Annotated in this window: 14 protein-coding genes and 1 pseudogene; 10 read left to right on the plus strand and 5 right to left on the minus strand. The window is 63.0% G+C overall.

The window, feature by feature from the left end:
• Positions 1-20 precede the first annotated feature (20 nt).
• Positions 21-1,232: a multidrug effflux MFS transporter gene (locus U5A89_RS03740; protein ID WP_338159829.1), complete on the minus strand. Its 1,212-nt coding sequence runs from the start codon at positions 1,230-1,232 to the stop codon at positions 21-23.
• Positions 1,233-1,421: 189 nt separating this feature from the next.
• Here U5A89_RS03740 and U5A89_RS03745 point away from each other — a divergent pair, with 189 nt between their 5' ends.
• From U5A89_RS03745 to U5A89_RS03770, 6 genes and pseudogenes are all read left to right on the plus strand, one after another.
• A complete protein-coding gene (locus U5A89_RS03745) occupies positions 1,422-2,756 on the plus strand; it encodes an MFS transporter (protein ID WP_338159830.1) in 1,335 nt (444 codons plus the stop codon).
• A 123-nt stretch (positions 2,757-2,879) separates the two neighbouring features.
• Positions 2,880-3,620 carry an alpha/beta fold hydrolase gene (locus U5A89_RS03750; protein WP_445190615.1) on the plus strand — a complete coding sequence of 247 codons (741 nt, stop codon included), beginning with the start codon at positions 2,880-2,882 and terminating at the stop codon, positions 3,618-3,620.
• Between the two features lie 31 nt (positions 3,621-3,651).
• On the plus strand, positions 3,652-5,052 hold the full coding sequence (desA, locus tag U5A89_RS03755) for a syringate O-demethylase (protein ID WP_338159832.1): 1,401 nt from the start codon (positions 3,652-3,654) through the stop codon (positions 5,050-5,052).
• A gap of 68 nt (positions 5,053-5,120) precedes the next feature.
• Positions 5,121-5,363: pseudogene (locus U5A89_RS03760) on the plus strand (acetyl-CoA hydrolase/transferase C-terminal domain-containing protein); the annotation flags it as partial.
• A gap of 223 nt (positions 5,364-5,586) precedes the next feature.
• Positions 5,587-6,624, plus strand: coding sequence for a rod shape-determining protein (locus U5A89_RS03765; RefSeq protein WP_338159833.1), 1,038 nt, complete (start codon positions 5,587-5,589; stop codon positions 6,622-6,624).
• Positions 6,625-6,970: 346 nt separating this feature from the next.
• Positions 6,971-9,322 carry a mechanosensitive ion channel family protein gene (locus tag U5A89_RS03770; RefSeq protein ID WP_338159834.1) on the plus strand — a complete coding sequence of 784 codons (2,352 nt, stop codon included), beginning with the start codon at positions 6,971-6,973 and terminating at the stop codon, positions 9,320-9,322.
• Positions 9,323-9,422: 100 nt separating this feature from the next.
• On the opposite strand, the gene U5A89_RS03775 is transcribed toward U5A89_RS03770, so the two are convergent.
• From U5A89_RS03775 to U5A89_RS03785, 3 genes are all read right to left on the minus strand, one after another.
• On the minus strand, positions 9,423-10,259 hold the full coding sequence (locus U5A89_RS03775; RefSeq protein WP_338159835.1) for a hypothetical protein: 837 nt from the start codon (positions 10,257-10,259) through the stop codon (positions 9,423-9,425).
• Positions 10,260-10,441: 182 nt separating this feature from the next.
• Positions 10,442-11,914, minus strand: a complete 1,473-nt coding sequence (locus U5A89_RS03780; protein ID WP_338159836.1) for an alginate export family protein — start codon at positions 11,912-11,914, stop codon at positions 10,442-10,444.
• Between the two features lie 61 nt (positions 11,915-11,975).
• Positions 11,976-13,322 (minus strand): dicarboxylate/amino acid:cation symporter, encoded by a 1,347-nt coding sequence (locus U5A89_RS03785; protein WP_338159837.1) that lies wholly within the window; start codon positions 13,320-13,322, stop codon positions 11,976-11,978.
• Positions 13,323-13,532: 210 nt separating this feature from the next.
• Here U5A89_RS03785 and U5A89_RS03790 point away from each other — a divergent pair, with 210 nt between their 5' ends.
• The 4 genes from U5A89_RS03790 to U5A89_RS03805 all read left to right on the plus strand — a co-directional run bounded on the left by U5A89_RS03790 (position 13,533) and on the right by U5A89_RS03805 (position 20,507).
• A complete protein-coding gene (locus tag U5A89_RS03790; RefSeq protein ID WP_338159838.1) occupies positions 13,533-15,302 on the plus strand; it encodes an ATP-binding protein in 1,770 nt (589 codons plus the stop codon).
• Entirely contained in the window at positions 15,299-16,624 is a 1,326-nt protein-coding gene (locus tag U5A89_RS03795; RefSeq protein WP_338159839.1) for a sigma-54-dependent transcriptional regulator, read from the plus strand. The genes U5A89_RS03790 and U5A89_RS03795 overlap by 4 nt, the downstream gene beginning before the upstream one ends.
• A 165-nt stretch (positions 16,625-16,789) precedes the next feature.
• Entirely contained in the window at positions 16,790-19,150 is a 2,361-nt protein-coding gene (locus tag U5A89_RS03800; protein ID WP_338159840.1) for a TonB-dependent receptor, read from the plus strand.
• Between the two features lie 22 nt (positions 19,151-19,172).
• Positions 19,173-20,507 (plus strand): glycoside hydrolase family 1 protein, encoded by a 1,335-nt coding sequence (locus U5A89_RS03805; protein WP_338159841.1) that lies wholly within the window; start codon positions 19,173-19,175, stop codon positions 20,505-20,507.
• A 93-nt stretch (positions 20,508-20,600) separates the two neighbouring features.
• Here U5A89_RS03805 and U5A89_RS03810 read toward each other — a convergent pair whose 3' ends face one another.
• Entirely contained in the window at positions 20,601-24,413 is a 3,813-nt protein-coding gene (locus U5A89_RS03810; protein ID WP_338159842.1) for a PAS domain S-box protein, read from the minus strand.
• Positions 24,414-24,500 lie beyond the last annotated feature (87 nt).

Genomic DNA, 24,500 nt, shown 5'->3' on the forward strand with positions numbered 1-24,500 from the left:
GGCGATGCAGCGCGGGACCATCAACCCGCCTGCCTCCCGCCCAGCGCCAGCATCACCACCGCCATCAGCGTGAAGCTGCCACCCAGCAAAGCTGCCAGCGGCAGCACGGTCATCGACGGCAGCAGCGACACCGCGCCGCTCGCCAGCGCGGTGATCGCCAGTTGCAGCGTGCCGAGCAGCCCAGTCGCCGCGCCCGCTCCGCCGCCCGCGGCGTCCAGCGCGGAAATGGCGGCCGGGGTCAGGATCAGCCCCGCCAGCGCAAAAAGGAGCATAGCATAAAGTTGGAACGCGCCGATCGAGACGGCGAGTGCGACAGTTGCGAGCGCCAGCAGCGCCGTCGCCGCGATCGCGATCGTCGCCGCGCTAGACACCAGCCGCCGCGCACCCAGGCGGCGCATCATGGACGGCGCGAACTGGGTGGCGATGATCGACGTCACGGCATTGAGCGCCAGCAACAGGCTATATTGATGCGCGGTGAGGCCAAAGCTCTGCGTATAGAGAAAGGGGGCCGCGGTGACGAAGGCGAAGGGAATGGTCGTCGCCAGTCCCGCCACCATCGTCCAACCTAGAAAGGCCGGAGCGGTCAGCAAGCGGCGATAGCTTTCCAGCACCGGCACTCTATGCAGCCGCCGTTCGGGCGGCAGCGATTCCGGCAGAAGCATGAGGACGGCGACCAGCGCTACGATACCGCCGCCCGCCAGCAACGCGAACAGCCCACGCCATGCCATGATCTGCAACAGGTAACTGCCCGCCAATGGCGCCAGGACCGGCGAAATACCGATGATCAGGAAGGTGAAGGCCATCAACTGCGCGGCGCGATGGCCGCTATGCCGATCGCGGATCATCGCCCGCACGCTGGCCGTGCCCGCACATGCCCCCATGCCCTGCAGGAAACGGCAGGCGATCAACATGGGCAGGCTGGTCGCCAGGGCGCAGGCGATCGAGGCGACCGAAAACAGCGCTAGCCCGCCGATCAACGGCCGCCGCCGCCCGAACCGGTCTCCCAATGTGCCGAGCGGTATCTGCGCCAGCGCCAGACCCAGGAAGAAGGCGGACAGCGTGCGCTGCACCGCGCCGCTGTCTGCTGCCATCGCCCGCGCCATGCCCGGCATGGCAGGCAGATACAGGTCGATGGCGAAGGGACCGAGCGAAGACAGAAAGCCGAAGGCGATGCCCAGCAACAAGCTCGGTTCGCCCTCCGTCCGGTCGGTCGGGTCGTTGACGTGCGGCATCCTCTGCTTGTCCCTCGATCATTTAATAACGATCGTTATATTTATCGGGGGACTTCCACAAGCCCTGCCGTGCTGCCACCGCCCCTCGCTTTGGATTTGCATAATGTGTCGTCAGCATACAATGTGGCGGGCGAGGGGGACGGCAGCCATCGGCGATCCAACCCCATAGGATGGAGAGGAACGCCGCCCATGGCCGTCATACCGACAGCAATCCTGCCTGCCGACGACCCGCGCAGCATATTGGCCAGCCGCCCAATGCGTCTGCCCCAGATCGTGGCGATCGCCATCTGCTTCCTGCTCAATGCGCTCGACGGCTTCGACATCCTGGCCGTGACCTTCGCCGCGCCCGGCATCGCGCGGCAATGGAGCGTCGGTCCCGGGGCGATCGGCCTGGTCGTATCGGCCGGGCTGGCGGGCATGGTGGTGGGATCGTTGACGCTGGGCCAGCTGGCCGACCGGATCGGCCGACGACCGCAAATCCTCCTCTGTCTCGCTATCATGGTTAGCGGCATGTTCGCCTCCGCTTTCGCGCCCAATGTCGTGGTCCTCTGCCTGTTACGGGCCTTCACTGGCCTTGGCCTCGGCGCCGTGCTGGCGGCGGTCAATGCCGCATCGGCGGAGTTCGCCAGCCGTCGCCGCCGCGACTTGGCGGTCAGCATCATGGCCGCGGGCTATCCGGTCGGCGGCATCCTCGGCGGCTGGGGCGCGGCCATGCTGTTGCGCAACCATGGCTGGGAATCGATCTTCCTGGCCGGGGCAGGGGCTACCGCTGTGATGGTGCCGCTGGTCCTGCTGTGCCTGCCTGAATCGGTCAGTTGGCTCGCCACCCGCCATGGTCCCGCCGCCCTGCCGCGCATCAACGCCATCATGCGTCGCCTCGGTCAGCCGGAGGCGGGGCAGGTGGCGATCGTGGACGAACCGCAAGCGTCGATGGGGCAGCTGTTTGGCCCCCGCTACCGCAGCACCACTATCGCCCTCATCGTCATGTACGGCCTGCACATGATGACCTTCTATTATGCGCTGGGCTGGGCGCCCTCGCTGGTCGTGGCATTGGGCTTCGATCCGTCGCGCGCGAGCATCGTGTCGGTCTTCATGAACATGGGCGGCGCGATCGGCGGTTTGACGCTGGGCTTCCTGTCGCCGCGCCTGGGCCTGCGACCGCTGGTCATCTTCGGACTCGCCGGAGCGGCAGTGGCCGTCGCGGCCTTCGGCGCGGTGCCCGCCGCCATGGTCTGGCTCCAGATCGCCGCCTTCATCCTGGGCTTCCTAGCCAATGGATCGGTGGTCGGCCTCTACGCCCTTATCGCCAACATCTATCCCACCACTCTGCGCGCGACGGGCACCGGCACAGTGATCGGCTTCGGGCGCATGGGCGCGGCGCTCGGCCCGTTCCTCGCCGGACAGTTGCTGGCGGCGGGGGCAGGGCGGGGCGCGACTTCGCTATTGCTGGCGCTGGGATCGGGCGTCGCCGCGCTCGTCCTGTTGCTCGCGCGGCTGCGCCTGGCCGATGAGGAAACGGGTTAGCGCCACCCATCTATATGCGCCATCCGGGCGACAAAGCCGCCCACCCCATATTCGCATCCCATCACCGCACTCACGCATTTTCTCACTGGCAAGCTATGAAATATTCGTGTAGATGAAATATTCATGGATGCGAAATCATCAGAGCGCGATGGCACCGCCCCCCTCCTGATCCTGCCGGGATTGCTCTGCGATTCCCGCATGTTCGGGGAAACACTGGCCGCCATCCCCGGCAGCGCCGTGGTGGACGGTTTCTACGCCGGTTGCGATCGAATCGACGCGATGGCCGATTATGTCATCGCCCGCATGCCAGATCGCTGCGCCCTGCTGGGCCATTCGATGGGCGCGCGCGTCGCGCTCGAAGTGCTGCGCAAGGCGCCCGATCGCGTCGAACGCCTCGCCCTGGTCGATACCGGCGTCCATCCCGTCAAGCCAGGTGAGCGCGAAGCCCGCTACCGCCTGCGCGACATCGGCCGGGACCAGGGCATGGGCGCACTCGTCAGCGCCTGGCTGCCGCCGATGATGGGCTTTGCCGGCCTGCGCAACGAAGCGCTGATGGACAGCCTCTACGCCATGGCACTCGCCGCGGGCTTGCCCACGTTCGAAGCGCAGATTGAAGCGCTGCTGCACCGCCCGTCGGTGGATACGCTGCTGCCCGCCATCGCCTGCCCCACCGTCGCGATCGTCGGCCGTCAGGATCAATGGTCGCCGGTCGCCCAGCATGAAGCCATCGCCGCCGCCATTCCAGGCGCACAGCTGCGCGTCGTTGAACATGCCGGCCATATGATGCCGGCCGAAGCGCCGCAGGCCTTCAACCAAGTCGTGCGGGACTGGCTCGCCATGCCCGCCCACGCCCTAATTTCGTGAACTTCCAGATCAAGTCGAAGGAGAGGTTTGAATGACTGACAAGACCCTGCAGCAACTGCTCAATGAAAAGGGCGACATCGTTGAATTCCTGCGCAACCAGCAGGTCGGCCCCAACGCCTATCCGGGCGTGCCGGGCGAATATAGCAATTGGCGCGACGAACAGCGCAGCTGGGCGGAAAGCTCGGTCCTGTTCAACCAGAGCTTCCACATGGTCGATCTGCTCGTCACCGGTCCCGGCGCGTTTGACATGCTGGCCTATCTCGCCCCCAACAGCTTCAAGGGCTTCGTGCCGAACCGCGCCAAGCAGTTCGCCCCGGTCACGCCCGAAGGCTATGTGATCGGCGACGTCATCCTCTTCTATCTGGAAGAAGAAAAGTTCGAACTGGTCGGCCGCGCGCCCTCGATCGAATGGGTCGAATATTGGGCCTCAACCGGCAAGTGGGACGTGAAGGTGGAACGCGACGAACGCACCATCGCCCGCCCGATCGACAGCCAAGGCTATCGCCGCAATTATCGCTTCCAGCTGCAGGGGCCAAACGCCATGCCCGTGCTGGAAAAGGCGATGGGTCAGACCCCGCCAGACCTCAAATTCTTCCACATGGCGCCGATCATGATCGCGGGCGTCGAAGTGCGCGCGCTGCGTCATGGCATGGCCGGCCAGCCCGGTTACGAACTGTTCGGTCCGTGGAAGGATTATGACACCGTCCGCAACGCGCTGATCGAAGCGGGCAAGGATCATGGTTTGACGCTGTGCGGCGGCCGCACCTATTCGTCCAACACGCTGGAATCCGGCTGGATCCCCTCGCCGCTGCCCGCCACCTATACCGGCGAAGGCTCGAAGGGCTTCCGTGAATGGGCGAGCGAAAACAGCTATGAAGGCAAATGCTCGCTCGGCGGCAGCTTTGTTTCCGACAAGATCGAAGACTATTATCTGAACCCGTGGGAGCTGGGCTATGGCATCATGGTTAAGTTCGACCATGATTTCGTCGGCCGCGAAGCGCTGGAAAAGATCAAGGATCAGCCGCACCGCCAGAAGGTGACGCTGGCCCTGGATAATGAGGATATCGTCCGCGTCATGAGCTCCATGCTCCAGACCGGCGACAAGGCGAAGTTCCTCGAATTCCCCAGCGCCGTTTACTGCATGCATCCCTATGATGCCGTGCTCAAGGACGGCAAGACGATCGGCTTGTCGACCTGGATCGGCTACACCATCAACGCCGGTCGCTTCCTGGCGCTGGCGATGGTCGACGCCGAGTTCGCCGCACCCGGCACCGAAGTGACCCTGCTGTGGGGCGAACCCAATGGCGGCACGTCTAAGCCCACCGTCGAACCCCACGTCCAGACCGAAATCAAGGCGATCGTCTCCGCGGTCCCGTATTCGGAAGTCGCGCGCGATAATTACGCCGACGGCTGGCGCACCAAGGCCGCCTGATCGGCTGATATCCCGAGCGGGGTGGAGCGGGGGATGCCGAAAGGCGTCCCCCGTTTTCGTTGGGAGAAATGGTCCGCTTTATCCCCACCCGCTTTCGGGAAGGGCAGCGAGACTTACGCGCGGAGCACGTTAGTCGCTGCGGGGTGGGCTGTAAGCGGCTGCTGCGACACAACCATCGTGGTACTGTCACAACGCCGCGCAACGATGTGCATATCGTGGTGACGGGACATGGATGGGTGAAATTGCGCAGCCTCTCCCTTAGCGAACGCGCGATTACCCTGATCGGCCTTGCGCATCCGGCTTTTCGTGAAGAACTGTCGCGTTCGGTATTAGGAAGTCGGTCGTATCACTGCATGGCTAAGTGGGGATCGCCATCGAGATACTGCGATGGGAAGAATTTATCGGCGCCCTCATCGCAACAGCTAGACAGCCCGTCACTCCAATGGCCCCGGCAATCAGCCGGTCCAGCGTGCGGACATTGTGTCGCTGCTTTTCTCGCGCGAAGCAGCGGGTCGTTACTCAATCGGATATCAAATGTTCAGACGACTATTCGCTTCCTCTGCTCAAGACATGGCAATCGACCTTGGCACCGTAAACACCGTGATCCACGTTCGCGATCGCGGTATCGTGCTGAACGAACCGTCCGTCATCGCCATCGAGACAATCGCAGGCGTCCGCCGCGTCAAGGTGGTGGGGAATGAAGCAAAGCCCATGATGGGAAAGACGCCCGCCAATATCCAGGCGATCCGGCCGTTGCGGGATGGGGTGATCGCTGACATCGATGTCGCCGAGCAGATGATAAAGCATTTCATGGCCAAGGCCGCTGGCACGTCCGGGCGGTTGGGCCGACGGCATGAGGTCGTCATTTGCGTGCCGTCGGGTTCGACCATGGTGGAGCGTCGGGCCATCCAGATCGCAACGATGAATGCAGGTGCATCGCGCGTTCAACTGATCGATGAACCCATGGCCGCGGCGATCGGCGCCGGTCTGCCCGTGACTGAACCGCGTGGCGCGATGGTGGTCGACATCGGCGGCGGCACGACCGAAGTCGCCGTCCTGTCTTTGCAAGGCATCGCCTACAGCAATTCCGTGCGCATGGGCGGCGACAAATTGGATGAAGCCATAGCGTCCCATGTCCGGCGCAATCATAATCTGATGATCGGCGAAATGACGGCAGAACGGGTCAAGCACGCCATCGGTTCTGCGGTGATACCCCTGAACCAAGGACGCGTAATGCAGGTCAAAGGCCGTGATCTAGTCAATGGCCGACCAGCCGAGATCACCATCAGCGAAGCGGAAATCGCAGAAGCGCTGGTCGAGGGCGTAGGACAAATCAAGCTAGCCGTCATGTCCGCTCTGGAGCAGACAGCGCCGGAATTGTCCGCCGATATCATAGAAGAAGGCATAACGTTGACGGGTGGCGGCGCGCTGTTGGGGCATCTCGATCAAGCGCTGTCGGAGCAAACCGGCCTTCCGGTACGTGTGGCGGATAACGCCCTCATCTGCGTAGCGATGGGTGCGGGCAAGGCATTGGAGGATAGCGCCTATAGTGGGGTGCTGACGGTCGCATAGGCTTTGGGCAACCCAAGGAAATCCGTGGAAGACGGGTGAGCGGAAATCGGCATCGGCCTATGCAAGATATCTAACAGCTATTCTTGGTGTGCACAGCCGACGGAAATGTCGCAAAGCTGCGGTCAAGCCCGATCCCTGCGATGCGACGCTGGTACAATGGCAGTTATCGCCGTAGGGGCGAGGCGCACTTTGGCGGGCTGAATGATATCTGCAACCGATGATGCGCAATCGATCCCGCTTGCGCCGCGGGGACTTCTGCAATCCCCTATATGCCGCTACATGTTGACCTGGACATGGCCGGGAGGCAGCAGTCATCGCGCGCATATTGCTATATTGCCTGAATGCCATGCTGTGCATCGCCGCTCTTGGCTCGGCTGCGGCTGCACAAACGGCGCCGGACGATTGGCGGTCAATCAATGCGTGGCGCAAGACGGCAGCCAATGCCGAACTGCTGCTCGATCTGCCCCTCGCCCGCCGCGACCAGGTGACCGAAGACAGCTGGGAAAATCTGCGGCTGGACCTGACGGTTCATCGCGAATTGGCCATGGCGCTGGCGGGGCGGGGCACGCTCAAGGGCCGGATCGCCAAAGCGCAACTGGCCGAACTGGATGCCGACCTACCCAAAGGGCAAAGCGAGCCAGCCTGGATCAAGCAGAGGCGGCATGTCCTGAACGAGAAAGTCGCGCTGGAGGATGGGCCGGCTATGGCCGCGCGCGACATCGAAGCGCGCAATGATGTGTTGATCCACGATATCGACCAGATCCTTCGGCAGAAGCGGCGACAAAAGCTGTTTATGCACGACCATCCTGTCCTGATGGCCGATAGCTGGATCGATGCCGCCGCGGATATACGTGCGGGCAGGATCAATGTCGGCGCCCGAACGGCGGTGCGACAGCCATACGCCGAACTCATCGGCATTCCGTTGTCCGTTCGCCTTGCGATGATCGCTTTGATCGGCCTGATTGCCACATGGGTCGCAGCGCGATGCCGCCGGTCGGTCCGCACGGCTATCGATCAGCGCAGCGTGCAGCATGAATCGCCGCGTAGCCGCCTTGGTCTGGCCTTTGCCCGTGACCTGCTCGACATCACCGTCCCCGCCGCTGTGCTGATGATCCTGTTTGCCAGCGTCAGGCTGTTGACGGCTGATCTGCCTTTTCTGGCGGCGTTCAGCGGACAGATCATCCTGGCGGGCCTGACGGCCGTTTACGCACGATGGTTGGGCCAAAGCCTGTTCGCTCCCGCCTTTCCCGCTGCTCAGCTGGTGCGGATCGCCGATGGCGGGACATATCGCGCGATCCGGCTGAAGACCCTGTTGGGCGTTGCGATCGCCGCCGATCAGATCGTCGATTATGGCGAGCAACAACCGGGCAATTCGTCTGCGCTGAGCGCATTGCTATCCTTCGCGATCGTCATGTCTGCCAGCATCCTTATGTGGCGGCTGGCCCATGTGCTGAAGGGTGCGACCGGCGCACGATATGCGGATGACGATGGCAGGCACGGTGAATCCGCTGCGCGTTCGACCGACGCGGTTCAGCCCGCGCGACGGATGATGTCGGCGGCGGCGACCTTTGCCGCATTGGCGGCATTGGTGGGGTATGTCGCCTTGGCCCGTTATCTACTGACATCGACCTTGATGTCGCTTGCAGCGGCCTGCACGGCATTGTTCCTTTACCGATCCCTGACCGAAGCCAGCGACCTTCTGTTCCATCGCCAGGACAGTGCCGGATCACGCTATCTTCAACTGTTGCCGCTGGCGTTCGGCTTTATCCTGTTCATCGTGACGTTGCCGATCATCGCCATCATGTGGGGGTTCAGCGCGGAAAAGATCATCGACGCCATGCTGGCGCTGAAGAACGGTGTCGCGGTGGGTCAGATCCGCCTGTCGTTCGGCAGCGTGATGACGTTCGCTCTGGTTTTCCTGCTGGGTTATGCACTGACGCGCTGGTTGCAGCGGGTGCTGCATTATGCGGTGCTCGACCGGTTGCGCATAGAGGCTGGCGCACGCGCGGCGGTGCTTACCGGCTTTGGTTATCTGGGACTCACGCTGTCGGCGCTGGTGGCGATCACGGCAGCAGGCCTGGACCTGTCGAGCCTTGCCTTCATCGCGGGCGCCCTTTCGGTCGGGGTCGGCTTTGGCCTGCAATCGGTGGTCGCCAACTTCGTAAGCGGCATCATCCTGCTGATCGAACGGCCGATCAAGGTGGGCGACTGGATCGAGGTCGGCACCTATTCCGGCCATGTTCGCAAGATCGCCTTCCGCTCGACGCATATCGAGACGTTCGATCGGCACGAAGTCATCATACCCAATAGCGACCTGATATCGGGCAGCGTCACCAACCTGACCTATGCGGGCAGTCTGGGACGCATCACGCTGCCGGTCGGCATTGCCTATGGCAGCGATGTGGAAAGGGCGAGAAACATATTGCTCGACGTGCTGATCACGCATGAGCGCGTGCTGGACAGACCCGAACCCAGCGTCGTGCTGGAAACCCTGGGCGAAAGCGCGATCAACCTCAAGGCGATGTGCTTCGTCGCCAATGTGAACCAGCGCCAGTCGGTACGGTCCGACCTGTATTTTGCGATCCTCCAGGCGCTGGGTGCAGCCGGGATCAGTATCCCTTTTCCACAGCGCGAAATATGGCTGCATGCCGATCCCGGGCGGCAGCCCGCAGCTATTCCGAGCGAAGACGCCTCATAGACGAACCCGGCATCCACACGGGCAGCCTACGACAATGCGGTGAAAGCGAAGGTCGCAGGCGTACCGCGTAATCGTGGCGATACGTCTGCTGGGGTTATCCTCAAAAGCGGCGATGATCTTCACCGTCGATCAGGTCGCAATTGCCGCGGAACCCATAGGGGTCGGTGCCCTGGATGCTGATCTGGCCGCTGCGCCGATTGATGGTGACGACCGGCTTGTTCAGTCCGTTGAGCCGGTATTTTGCCCGGATGACGTCCGGTCCCATATCGACGTCATAAAGATCCCACCAGCCGTCATCGCCACGGCTGTTGATCGGCGGCACCAGCTTCTTGGGCAAGCGGATATGCCCGCCACCGGGCCAGAACTGCAGCGACACCGACGCATCGAACTGTTGCCCCGTCATCTCGGTGCGATTGCCATAGTCGTAGCGCTTCGTCCGGCTGTTCCAGGCATAGCCATATGTGGTTGCGAATCCCGGCCGCTGTCCTTCGCCAAAGCAGACGAGACCCAAATCGACATCCCGACCGGCGACCTGGTAGCGATCTCCGCCCCGGTCCCGGTCTTCGACATAAGTTGGCGACTGGCGCTGATTGGGGGAGGCATTGCCGTAACCATAGCTGCTATTGCTGTTCGCGCTGCGGCGGTCTTCGCCTTGTCCACAATCGGGCGCGAGCGTCGATGTGATGGAATCATAGCGTCCGTTCATGGTAGCGACGGTCACGCACTGTCGTTTCGCAGCATTCCACCAATAGGTATAGCTACGGTCGTCGCCTTTTTCGGTTTTGACCAGACTGTATCCACGCATCTGCATCTGGTTTTCCGCGCCAGGGGCGCGAGCACCGACAAGATCATCGAGCGCGGCGGGCGTCTGCGCGAACGTCGGGCCTGCCAGGACGGTCAAGGCTATAAAGGACGCGGTAACGGTGATGGCCTTCATGTGACACCTTCCCTTCCATATCGCTCATCAACATATCACGGGCAGAATAGCTCCGCTTCATGGCTGTAGTACGACAAGATGGGTGGTCGTGACTACGCCTGATACTGTGTCGGGGATAGCGACACCTGTTCTTTATTGGCTCCGGCAAACAGACCTGTTTGCCGACCCTTGCAAAGGCGTCGTCAAAATCGAAAGCTCAACCACGTCGCCAGAAAGGCCGAGTTGCGATAACCGGCCCTCCTCAACACATCCTGCGCTTGAAGATATTCGGCCCGCGTGGTCAAGGTCAGCCTGGGCGATATGGAATAGACGATCTGCGCGCGGGCCAGTTGCGCCACCGCTTTGCCCGCGACCCGTTCCGTGCCGACATAGGGCGTGTAGTTGGCGCGGTAGACGGCGTCGCGGGCGTCGTCGCGCCAAGTGAATTGATATTCCAGACTGGCGCGCACGCCCTTGATCGGCTGGAACGAAACATTGGGCGCGACCGCGATCAGGTTGGTCGCGGTCAGGAACAGGCCGTAGCTGAAATAGATATTGTTGCCGAAGGGGGCATAGGCATTGCGCAGCGTGCCTTTGTCATAGCCGCCCCCGCCGCTGCCATAATCGACATGGATACCGACACGCGGTGCGCTCTTGTCCGCGCCCAGCCGGACCGTCTGCGCGGCAAAGGCCTGCCAGGCGCGGATCGGGCGATCGGCAAACTGGCCATATTGGTGGACCAGCGTCCAGTCGAGCGCGACCGGGCCGACATCGCCCCACAGGCGCGCGCCGGCATAATGGCGCACGGCAGGTGATACGACGCCGCCCCATGTCCCCACCCGATTGCGCCGCCGCCAGTAGAAGGGATCGAAAAAGAGGGTCGATCCGCCCAGCCAATGGGTGGGCAATACGAAGCCCGCTGACACGCCGCTGAACCGGCGGTTCTTGTCGGGCACATCGTCGCCAAGGCCGCCATTGCCCAGGTCGGTGGTTTCAAAATCGAACAGGGTCGCGCGCATGGTCGGCGTGCGCGCCCAGACGCGCGCGCCGTTCAGCACGAAGCGAATGGTGTTATTGTCCCGCTGGGAGATGAGCAGGTTGGGACCGTCGGTAAATTCCTGTCGACCGTAGCGGACGCCCAGATCGACGGCACCGATGCTGCCCTTGGCCTCCGCAAAATATTGCTGGCGCACGAAATTGTTGCGGAGCGACCCGGACGGCGTGCCGACATTTTTTCCGGAAAGCTGACCATGGGCGATCTCGCCGTAGAAGCGCAGATGGTCGCCGATGTGGAGATCCGCGCCACCCACGAGGCGGAGGATGTCCTGCCGCTGTTCCGGCCCTTCGATCAGTTGCGGGTTGCTGGTGAGGTTCATGCGCAGCCGCGCCTCTCCGCTGAGCGTCAGATAGATGTCGCCATCGTCATCGAGGGGGAGATATTTCAGTCGGTCGAGCATATCGTCGCGCTTGGCGGGGTCGCGATAAGCGCTCCAGTCCTCCGCCCAGCGGGAGAGGTTGTAGCCCTTCACCGTCGCGCCATCGCCTTGCGCGGCGGCGGGATAGGTTTGCGGGGCGGCGGCCTGAGCAGCGGGGGTCTGGGCAGCGGGGGTCTGGGCAGCGGCGGGCATCGCACAGGCGAGCGTCAGCGCGCCGCAGAGCAGGCGGGTCGTAAACATGTGTGGACCGATCTGGTGAAGGGAGCGGCCGCGCGGCGGCGCGCCCCGCCCGATAAGGACGTCAGGCGGCGGTCAGCGCGGCCTGCGGCGAGGGGGCGGCGGCGACCGGGGCGGGCAGCCGCCCGTCGAGCGCGGCGTTCAGCTTCTCGCGGTCCAATCCGCCTTCCCAGCGGGCGACGACGATGGTGGCCACGGCGTTGCCGATGAAGTTGGTGAGGCTGCGGCACTCGCTCATGAAGCGATCGACGCCCAGGATCAGCGCCATGCCCGCGAGCGGCACGGTCGGCACGATCGAGAGCGTGGCGGCCAGCGTGATGAAGCCTGCGCCGGTGACCCCCGCCGCGCCTTTGGACGAGAGCATGGCGACGCCCAGCAACAGCAGTTCCTGTCCCAATGTCAGTTCCACACCGGTCGCCTGCGCAATGAACAGCGCGGCCAGCGTCATGTATATGTTCGTGCCGTCCAGGTTGAAGCTGTAGCCAGTCGGCACGACCAGCCCGACGATCGACTTTTCGCAGCCCGCCCGCTCCATCTTTTCGATGAGGTTGGGCAGCGCGGCTTCGGACGAGGATGTGCCCAGCACCAGCAGCAGTTCGGCTTTCAAGTAACGCAGCAGCTTGAAGATGGAAAAGCCGGTCAGGCGGGCGACCGTGCCCAGCACGACGACGACGAACAGCAGCGAGGTAAGGTAGAAGGTGGCGACCAGCGCGCCCAGATTGGCGAGGCTGCCGACGCCATATTTGCCGATGGTGAAGGCGATCGCCCCGAAAGCGCCGATGGGGGCGGCGCGCATCAGGATCGACACCAGTTTGAAGACGATGAGGCTGAGCCGTTCCAGGAAGCGTATGACCGGCGCGGCGGGTTCGCCGACCATGCTGATGGCGATGCCGAACAGGATGGCGACCAGCAGGATTTGCAGGATGTTGCCGTCGGTAAAGGCGCTGACCAGCGTGGAGGGGATGACGCCCAACAGAAAGCCGGTGAGCGTGGATTCGTGCGCCTTGGCCGCGTAATCGGCGACCGCGCCGCCATCGAGCGTGGCGGGGTCGATATTCATGCCCGCGCCCGGCTGCACGACATTGGCGACGATCAGGCCGACAATCAGCGCCAGCGTGGAGAAGGTCAGGAAATAGGCGAAGGCCTTGGCCGCGACGCGACCGACGGACCCCAGTTCCTTCATGCCCGCGATGCCGGTGACGATGGTAAGGAAGATGACCGGGGCGATGATCATCTTGACCAGCTTGATGAAACCGTCGCCCAGCGGCTTCATCGCTTCGCCATAAACGGGCCAGAAATGACCGAGCAGCGCGCCAAACAGGATCGCGACCAGCACCTGCACATAGAGTTGCGAGGCAACGCCCTTGCGTCGGGGTGGCGGCGCGGATGCCGGAAAGGTCTGGTTGATCATAGCGGTTGCTCCATCTCCATAGCCGCCGCTGGCTCAGTCTTTGCGGCCTTATGATGGTGCGGCGGATTTGTATCGGTGGCAAATAGGGGGAGGAAATCAGTCAACATACTGATAATGATCATAAATATTTGATGGGCAGGACAATATTAGGTCTGTCGATATGTGGATTACCACATCGCATCGGTGCGTTTTGTGTGATAATCCACACAGATGATCCGCTTTCCATCCCTGCCCGTTTGGGTCCGGCGCCTGATCCCGCTGCTGCTCGCGATCATGGTGATCGGCGGGGCGGCGGCGTTGTTTGGCGATCGCTATCATGCCGCGCTGCGGGCGCAGGCGATCGCGACGGAGCGGAACGAGACGACACAGCAGACCCGCGCGGTGCTGCGCCTGCTGGAATCGGAATTGCAGAAGTTTCGCCTGCTGCCCGTGGTGTTGGGCGAATATCCCGACCTGCGCGCCGCGCTGCGATCGGGCCGGGTGGACATGACGCTGAACGACAAGCTGGCGGTGTTGAAGGCCAAGACCGGGGCGGGCGCGATCTTTGCACTGGATCGGCATGGACGGACGATCGCGGCGTCCAACGCGCGCCTGCCCAGCAGTTTCGTCGGGCAGGATTATAGTTTTCGGCCCTATTATAGCGTCGGCTGGCGCAGGGGCGGGGGCGAATATTTCGCGCTGGGCACGGTCAGCCATCGTCCGGGCCTCTATCTGTCCCGCCGGATCGAGAGCAGCGACGGGCCGATCGGCGTGATCGTGGTGAAGGTCGAGTTCGCGGCGATCGAACGGACATGGCAGGACCGGCGCGCGCTCAGCTTCGTGGCCGACGGCAATGGCGTGCTGTTGCTGAGCAGCGATCCAGCGCTGCGGTTTCGGGCGTTGCGGGCGATCGATCCGGCACGCAAGGCGCAGATCAAGCAGGCGCTGCAATTTGGCGGTGCGCCGTTGACGCCGCTGGGCATCGCGATCGGGACCGATGGCCTGACGCGGATGCCGGACGGATCGCAGGCGATGACGGCGACGCTGGCCGTCCCGGTGCCGGGATGGCGGCTCTATCATATAGAGCCGCTGGATGGTGCGTTGCAGGGCGCGCGGCAACGGGCGGAGATTGCCGCCATACTGTTTGCGATCCTGCTGGCGTTGCTGCTGGCGGTGGCGGCCTGGGCGATCGTGCGGCGCGCGCGGGCGATGGAGGCACGTTCGGTGCTGGAGCGGGAAGTTGCGCTGCGGACACGGGATCTGGCGCGGGAAATGGATGCGCGGGTGAGCGCCGACCAGCGATACCGCCAGGCGCGCGAGGAGCTGGCCCATGCCAATCGGCTGGGCACGCTGGGCACGATTTCGGCTGGCGTCGCGCATGAGATCAACCAGCCGGTGGCGACGATCCGCACCTTTGCCGAAAATGCGTCCGCTTTTCTGGCCCGGGCGCAGCCCGAACAGGTCGCCACCAACCTGCGCGAGATCGTGGCGATGACCGACCGGATCGGCAGCATCACCGCGCAGCTGCGGCGCTATGCGCGACGCGGCGTTGGCGAAATCGGCCCGGTATCGCTGGGGCTGGCCATCGATGGCGTGCGCCTGCTGGTGGGCGACCGGTTCCGAAGCGCGGGCGTGCGCATCGACCTGCCGAGGCCCGACCCCGCCCTGATGGTGCGGGCGGGGCGCGTGCGGCTGGAACAGGTGCTGGTCAATCTGCTGACCAATGCGCTGGAAGCGGTGCAGGGCCAGCCCGATCCATGGGTCATGGTCACGCTGGCGCAGGCGGATGGCCGGGTGATGCTGGACATTCGTGACAGCGGGACCGGGATCGATGCCGCCGTCGCGGATCAACTATTCATGCCCTTCGCCACGACGAAGGCTGGCGGGCTGGGGCTGGGCCTGCATATCGCGCGCGACATCATGGTCGAATTTGGCGGGTCGCTCGACCATGTGGCGGGCGACGACCACACCCTGTTCCGCATGACATTGGATGCCCTATGAGCGAATTGCCGATCCTGCTGGTCGATGACGACGAAGCGCTGCGCCATGCGCTGGTTCAGTCCTTTCAACTGGCCGACATGGCGGTGGAAGCCTTTGCCGATGGGGCGTCGGCGCTGGCGCGGCTGGACGCGGGGTTCGGCGGCGCGATCGTGTCGGACATTCGCATGCCGCGCATGGACGGCAACGAGCTGTTCAGGCGGGTCGCGGCGATCGATCATGAAATTCCTGTCATCCTGATGACGGGTCATGGCGACGTGCCAATGGCGGTTGCGGCGTTGAAGGCCGGGGTGTTCGATTTCATCGCCAAGCCCTTCGCCACCGATCATCTAGTCGCATCGGCACGGCGCGCGCTGGAGATGCGACGGCTAGTGCTCGACAATCGCCGGTTGCGCGCGGCGGCGGATGAAAGCGCGGGCGGCGAGCCATTGATCGGCGAGACGCCGGTGATGGTGCGGCTGCGCGAGAATATGCGACAGGTCGCCGATGCCGACGTCGACATATTGATCGAGGGGGAGACCGGCACGGGGAAGGAACTGGTTGCGACGCTGCTCCACCGCTGGAGCCGCAGGCGCGGGCGTCCGTTCGTCGCGATCAACTGCGCGGCGTTGCCCGATGCGATCGCGGAGGTGGACCTGTTCGGTCAGGAAAGCGGGCGGACGCCGCATGCGCGCACGACCCAGTCGGGCCGCATCGCGCGCGCGAACAAGGGGTCGCTGTTCCTGGACGAGATCGAGAGCAGCCCGACATGGTTGCAGGGCGCGCTGCTGCGCGTGCTGGAGGAACGGGAAATCCTGCCCGTGGGGGCGGAGCAGCCGCAGGCGGTGGACTTGCGCGTGATCGCGGCGACCAAACCGGGGATCGAAGCGAGCGTCACCGAAGGCCGCTTTCGCGCCGACCTGCTCTATCGGCTGGACATGGTAAGGCTGCGCATCCCGCCATTGCGTGAGCGGCGGGCCGACGTGCCGTTGCTGTTCGGCTATCTGCTGCATCATGCGGCCGAGCAGATGAAGCGCGACGTGCCGCGTATCGGGCCGGACATTCAGGCCTATCTGGCCGATCATGACTGGCCCGGCAATGTGCGCGAACTGACCAATTTCGCCAAGCGGACGGTGCTGGGCATGCAGGCGGACGGTGCTGGTGACGGGCGCTTTCTCTCGCTCGCCCATCAGGTCGAACGGTTCGAAGCAGGGGTCATCCGCCAAGTGCTGGAGCGCGTCCAGGGCGACGCCCGATCCGCCATGGCTGAGTTGCAGCTGCCGCGAAAAACCTTTTACGACAAACTCAATCGCCATGGCATCGAGATCGACGGTTATCGACCATGAAGCGGTCAAGTCGGCCGTCGTTACAGTAGATCATTGGGCGGAAGCCACCGGAGGTTCATCAATAAAAATGATGGATTTCAATTTGATCAATTAATTTATCAAACGACGCGTGGCGATCTAAGGCGAATTGGTAAGGCCACAAGGGTCACCTCAGGAGAGGAATTTATGCTTCATCGTCTTGCCACCATCATATTGTCGTCCACCATGTTCACGGCGCCCGCCATGGCGCAGGCGGTTAGCGACAATGCCGATGCCGGTCCGGGTGCAACGGAAATCGTGGTCACCGCTCAGCGCCGCGCGGAAAGCCTGCAACGCGTGCCGGTCAGCGTCACTGCCGTATCGCAGGAAACGATCCGCTCGCAAAACCTCAACGATCTCACGCAAGTTTCGCGCGCCGCCCCTTCGCTGCAAGTGGGCACCGACAACTCCTTCGCCGTCCGCGGCGTCGGCACGCTGGCGTTCGCCGGTACGATCGACAGCAGCGTTGCGCTCGCCATTGACGAGGTCAATCTGGGCCGCCCGCTGCTCAACAGCCCGATGCTCAACGACATCGCACGCGTCGAAGTTTTGAACGGCCCGCAAGGCCTGTTGTTCGGCAAGAATGCGTCGGCCGGTTTGCTCAGCATCGTCACGACCCGCCCCAAGCTCGGCGAATATTCCAGTTCGACCAACATCGAAGCGGCCATGCGCTCGACGCCCGGGTCGGACGGCAATGCACCCGGCATCATTGTGCGCGAGACGCTGAACATCCCCGTGTCGGCCAATTCGGCGCTGCGCTTGAGCGGGCTGTATGCCTATCAGGAGCCGGGCACGACCTATGTCGGCAAGCCCGATCCGGGCACGCGCCACGACCTCAATGCCCGCAGCTACTCGCTCAAGGCCAAATATCTGGCCGAACTGTCGGACAAGCTGACCCTCTATGTGATCGGCGATTACAACGAAAATCACGGCATCGCCGGTATTTTCGACAATAGCTATCGCCAGCTCGATCCCACCAGCCTGAACACCGCGCCGCTGGCCGCCGACGGGATTACCGCTGGTCGCGAAAATCTGAAGTTCGGCGGTGACGCCGACCAGTTTCGCGACATCAAGACGGGCGGTGCGCAGGGCCAGTTGAACTATCTGCTCGATTCGGGCGTGGAGATCAGCAACATCTTCGCCTGGCGCTTTTACACGCAGGATCAGGCGGTCGATGGCGATTATACCTCCTCCAACGGTCTGAACATCAATGCGACCCAGGGGCGGTATGACCAGTTTTCGAACGAGTTCCGCGTTGCCCTGCCTGCCGGGAACCGCCTGAGCGGCCAGGCTGGCCTCTACTGGTTCAAGTCCAAGCTCGACACCGCGCGCCAGCTGGGCGGCAACAGCTATCTGTCGGAAGCGGCCGCGGCAGCGTCGCCCTTCTGCGTCGGGCCGAACGCCGCCGCATCCTGCACCCGTATCAACGTGTCGCAGATCGGCAGCGACCGCGATTACATACTCGATACCGAGAGCTACGCCGCCTTCGGACAGCTGACCTATGACGTCACCGACGCGTTCAAGCTGATCGCGGGTGGCCGCGTGACGCATGACAAGATCGAAATGGACCTGTCGCAAAACCAGCTCAACTATTTCCAGACGCTAAGCGGCCCGCGCGGCACCTACACGGCGGATTACAAGAACACCGATTTCAGCTGGAAGCTGGGCGCGCAATATCAGGCGACGCGCGACGTCATGTTCTATGGATTCTACGGTCGTGGTTATAAGGGGCCGGGCTTCAACGACAGCTTCCCCACCGCGACCGCCGACGTCGTCGTTCGGGAAGAAACGTCCAAGACCGGCGAAATCGGCATCAAGTCGAGTTTCTTCGATCGCCGTCTGACGCTCAACCTTTCGGCCTTCCATACCAAGTTCAACAATTTCCAAGTGCAGTCGTTCGAACCCACTCTGGCGACCTTCATCGTTCAGAACGCAGCGAAGGTCACGTCGAAGGGGATCGAGGCGCAGGTCATCGCTGCGCCGGTCACCGGCCTAACGATCAACGGTTCGGCATCGCTGCTGTCCTCGAAGTTCGACAGTTTTGCAGGCGCACAATGCTATCCGACGCAAACGACGAAGGGCTGTTCCGCAACGGTCAGCACTTTCGATGCATCGGGCATGACGCTGCCGGCTGCGCCGAAATTCACCTCCACTTTGCAGGTGCAATATGAGGTCCAGACCGACGGCGACGTCAAACCCTTCATCCAGGGCAATTGGTATCATCGTTCGTCGATCAACTATGTCGTCAATCAGGCGCCGGGCGCGGGCATCGGCGCGATCGACATCTTCGGCGCGAGCCTGGGCGCGAAGATCGGCGATGGCATGCGCGTGTCGATCTTCTGCAAGAACTGCACGAACAAGATCAACCCGAGCGCAATCGGCATCGATTCGGGCGACACCAATGCGCGTAGCCCGCGCGGCGCCGCGACGCCCAAGCTGTCCTATACCCAGCAATGGGGGCTGGATTCGGTGCGGACGATTGGCCTGAACTTCGGCTTCGATTTCTAAGCCAGCGTCCGGAGTTTAGCCCATGTCGGACGCACCGTCTTCGTTCCCCATCGACCGGCGGCACCTTCTTGCCGCCGGCGCCGCGGCGGGGCTGGTCCATGCGCCCGCCGCCGCTGCGGCTCGGGTGACGAGGGTCCGTTTTCCGTCCGGCTTCCTGTGGGGTGCGGCCACGGCCGGGCATCAGGTCGAAGGCAACAATACGTCCAGCGACACATGGGTGATAGAACATATATCGCCCACGTCCTTCGCGCAGCCGTCCGGCGATGCGTGCGACAGCCTGCATCGCTGGCCGATGGACATGGACATTGTCCGCGACCTGCATCTCAACACCTATCGCTTCTCGATCGAATGGGCGCGGATCGAGCCAGAGCCGGGCCAGTTTTCGCTGGCGATGCTCGACCATTATAAAGCGATGATCGACGGCTGCCGCCAGCGAGGCCTGCATCCGGTCGTCACCTTCAACCATTTCACCTGCCCGCGCTGGTTCGCGATGCAGGGCGGGTGGACGAACCCGCAGGCTCCAGCGCTGTTCGCGCGCTATTGCGACAAGGCGGCACGGCATTTGGCCCCGGGCATTCACAGCGTCGTGACGCTCAATGAGCCGAACCTGATGGCACTGTTGCGCTACAAGCTGCCGCCCCAGGCCTTTGCCCGCAACGACGCCATCATGGCGGCGGCGGCGCGCGCCACCGGATCGGATCGGTTCGTCGCCCAGTTCATCGAGACATCGGCCCAGACCGACGCGATGCTGCCCATCATGATCGCGGCGCACCGCGAAGCGCGCAAGGCGATCAAGGCCGTGCGTGGCGACCTGCCGGTCGGGTTCAGCCTGGCGATGGAGGATGACCAGCCCTTCGGCGCGGACAGCCGGATCGCGGACAAGCGGGCTAAATGCTATGACGCATGGCTGCACGAAGCGCGCTCCAACGATTTTATCGGTGTCCAGAATTATGAACGCGCGCGCATCGACAATAAGGGGCAGATGAAACCGCCTGCGGGCGCGCCCTTAAGCACGCGCGGGGCCGAAATCTACCCGGCTTCGCTCGCGGGTGCAGTGCGCTATGCCTGGCAAACGGCAGGCGTCCCGATCCTGGTCACCGAACATGGCATCGGCACATCGGACGATACGCAACGGGCCGCCATGATCCCCGAAGCCCTGCGGCACCTGAAAGCCGCGATGGACGATGGCATCACGGTGCTTGGCTATATCCACTGGTCCTTACTCGACAATTTCGAGTGGATATTCGGATATGAACCTAAATTCGGCCTCGTCGCCGTCGATCGTTCGACATTCCGGCGGTCGCCCAAAGCGTCGGCATCGATATTGGCCAAGATCGCCCGCGCGAACGGGCTTTAAACAGACTGCTTGGGATGAAGCGTGCATCGCGGGCGCGCGAGATCGCCACGCCCTATAGGATTGGCGCGTCACCCCGCGAAAATATGACCACCGTCATTGTCTCAAGATGGCGGCCAAGTCGGCCTGTCGAAACGGCTTGACGAGGCGGGGCAGTTCCGGCGCGATGCCATCGACATCGGCATAGCCCGAAACGATGAGCGGGCGCAGGTCAGGGAGTCGGCGCAACGCCTCCCGGGCCAATTCGGTGCCGTCCTTTCCGGACATGAGATGGTCGGTCACCAGAAGGTCCGGCTTCAACCCTTCATTCAGCAGCAACAGCGCCTCCTCTGCGGATCGCGCTTCGACCACTTCATACCCAAGGTCGATCAACATGTCGGCGGTGCTTGCCCGAACCACATCCTCGTCATCGACCAGCAGCACCCGTCCAGCGCCGGTGGAGGAGATGATGTCGCCAGCCCGTTCGATACGCGCGACATCGTCCTGTGTCGTTGGGAGCCAAAGTACCACAGTCGTGCCCAGGCCCGGCCGACTGTCGATCGTCAACGCGCCGCCAAGCTGCGCCGCCAGACCATGCACCATCGACAGGCCAAGGCCGGTCCCCTTTCCGATGCCCTTGGTGGAAAAGAAGGGTTCGATCGCCCGCGTAAGGGTCTCCGCATCCATCCCGGTTCCGGTGTCCGACACGGATAGGCAAATATACTGGCCGGGCGAAAGACCAATTCTATGTCCCTTGGCGACGTCCTGGACATGGGCGGTGATGCTGAGGCGACCGCCAGTCGGCATCGCATCGCGTGCGTTTACGCTTAGATTCAACAAGGCCATTTCGAGCTGGTTCTGATCCGCCAGGGCGGCTGGCAGATTATTCCCCACATCGACGACCAGCTTGGTCTGCGGGCCTGATGTGCTGCCGATCAGTTCGGCCATGCCCGACACCAGTCCGGCGATGTCGATCGGCCGTGTTTGCAGTGGTTGGCGACGCGCAAACGCCAGCAGCCTTTGCACCAATGTGGTCGCGCGTTCGGCGGATTGCAGAGCGCCTGCGATCAGGCGCTGCTCGCGCTCGTTTCCGACGCCCTTGCGCTGCAGCATGTCCAGGCTGCCGACGATCGGCGTCAGCAGATTGTTGAAATCATGCGCCACGCCGCCGGTCAGGCTGCCCATGGCCTCCATCTTCTGGCTCTGGCGCAAGGCTTCCTGCGCGCTCGCCAATTCCTGCTCGGCGCGCAAGCGATCAGAAATGTCGGTCGCCAAGTGAAAGGCGCCGACGACATGGCCCGCTTCATTCCTGAGCGGCGTATAATAGATTTCCCAAAAGGGTTGCCCATATTCCGGACGCCCGAACGTCTCGACCACCGTAAAGGCTTCACCTGCAAGCGCGCGCTTCATCTGCTGCCGCATCGCGGCGCTTTGTTCGGGGACGAACAGATCGGGGAATATATCACCCAACCGGGTGTCAAACCCGTTCACCCGGCGAAATTCATCATTATGCGCCTTGTTGAAAGCGATCAGTCTATAATCCTGGTCGAAAGCGCAGATCGGAAATGTGCTTGCCTCGATGATGTCGTGATAGAGCCGAATTTCCGCGGTGCGTTCAACAACCTGCCGCTCCAGTGTTTCATTGAGTTGCCGTAGCTTGTCCTCGACCGCCTTGCGTGCGCTGATATCATTAAAGAGTATCGCGACGCGATTTTGTCCCGGCGCGCCGGTCGGAAATGCGTGAACGTCGAACCAACGCCCCATGGCTTGCGACCCGTTTTCGAAGCGGACGGCTTCGCCGCTGGCGGCCACTTTGCCGTAAAGTTCGAACCAATGCTGCTCCAGGTCGGGCACCAGAATACTGGCCCAACGTCCTACGGCGTTGACCAGGCCTGTCTGTCGTTCGAAGGCAGGATTGCTCTCTACGAACCGGTAATCGACCGGACGATCCTGGTCGAACTTCATTTCTACGACGCAGAAGCCCACGTCCACCGCTTCGAACAGGGTACGGTATCGCGCTTCGCTTTCCCGTAGTCGCGCCTCCGCACCGACGCGCTGCACATGCGACCAGCAGCGATCGACCCCGGCCTCGACAAGGGCGACCTCCTCATCGCGCCATGCGCGCGCGCGATCCTGGTGGACAGCCATCATCGCGACGAGCCGTCCGTCCTTGACGAGGGGGCAGCAGATGATGGCCTCAATCCCGATCGATCGGAACATGTCTCGCCCATCGGCCGGCGCCATTTCCCGCGCGACATCGGATATGACCAATGTCCGGCCGCTACGCATGTCCGCGGCCGCGCGCGACCCGAACAGATCGAGGCTGTATGTGCCCGCTGAACTCAATGTGCCGGGCGCGACGAAATCGTCACGGATGAAAAATCGGTCGTTGTCCGCATCCACATCGGCATAGGCGCAGCGTGACGCCTGCAGGGTGGTCGCGAGCAGTCTGGCCGCTGCGAGCATGGCGTCGGGCGCATCGGTCGCTGCCCGCAGCGCTTCGTCCAGTTCGCCCAAAAACCGCAATCTGGCTTCGCTGGCACGCAGCGCTTCCTCCGCCCGCTTGCGTTCGGTAATGTCGATCGCGGTGCCGATCATGCGGACGCACATGTCACTTTGGTCAAAAACGCCGCGGCCTTTGGCGGCGACCCAGCGGACCGTTCCGTCCTTGTTGCCGACCGTGCGATATTCGACATCGTAAAGCGCGCGCTGTTTGGGATCGCACGCGGCGTGATAAGCGGTTACGGTCTTGTCCCGATCATCGGGATGAATGCCTTCATAATAATCCTGCAGTGAAACCGGCGCATCGCCAGCGATGCCGAACATGGCTTTGACGATGGGCGGCCAGATCATGATGTCATGGATCACGTCCACGTCCCAAAACCCGACCTCTGCGGCGTCCGTGGCCAGGCGCAGGCGTTCTTCGCTGATCGCCAGCGCCTGGCGGCTCTGCTGTCGTTCCGTCAGGTCGAGCATCGCGCCGATCATGCGTGTCGCCCGGTCGTCCTTGTCCCGGATGATATGACCGCGATCCAGAACGGACGCATAGCTGCCGTCACCGCGCAAAAAGCGATATTCGTCCTGCCAACTGCGCGCATCGCCATCGATCGCGGCGTGGATGCTGCGATCGATCCGGTCCCGATCATCGGCATGGATATGGGCCAGCCACCAGTCGCCGGTCGTCCCGATGTCGCCGGGCGCAAAGCCGTAGCTTTCCTGAAGCGCGCCGTTCCAGATGACATTATTGGTCGCAAAGTCCCAGTCCCAGACCGCATCGTTCGTCGCACGGGCTGCGAGCGTATATCGTTCTTCGATCGCTTCGAGCGCGCGAACCGCGGCGCTGCGGTCGGCAACGACCTGCGCCAATTCCGCCGCGCGGCGGGCCTGCTCGGCCAGCGCCTTGCGCAGTTCGAGTTGCGTCATCACCTGTCGCGCTAGGACTTCAAGCAGGTGGCGCTGTTGCTGAGTGATGCCTTGCGGACGGGCCTTCCGGTCCAGAACGCACAGGGTGCCGATCGGCAGACCGTCCGCGTTTTTCAACAGGGCGCCCGCGTAGAAGCGCAAACCGCCATCGACTGTGACAAGCGGATTGCAGGCAAACCGGTCGTCCTGGGTCATGTCCGGAACGACAAGAAACGCGTTCTGCAATATTGCGTGGGCGCAGACCGACACATCAAGCGGCAAGGAGCGGGTTCCGATGCCCACTTCGGCCTTGAACCATTGACGATCATGCGACACCAGATTGACCACGGCGATGGGAGCAGCGAAGGCCTCCGCGGCAAGCTGCGCTATCTCGTCGAAATCCGGTTCGACCGGCGTGTCGAGAATGGCATAGCTTTCCAGCGCCGCCACACGCTCCGCTTCCGACCAGCCTGGATATCCAGCTGGATCAAGGCCTTCGGGCGCTGCGCTATCACTGTTGATCGTCATGGGTTTCCGCTAGCATTTCTCCGGCTGTCAAACACCCGTATTCTGCCGATATCAGCTTGATTTGCATCAAGAAGGCCGATGCCCCAG

The sequence above is a fragment of the Sphingobium sp. HWE2-09 genome, assembly GCF_035989265.1.
GTDB lineage: Bacteria > Pseudomonadota > Alphaproteobacteria > Sphingomonadales > Sphingomonadaceae > Sphingobium.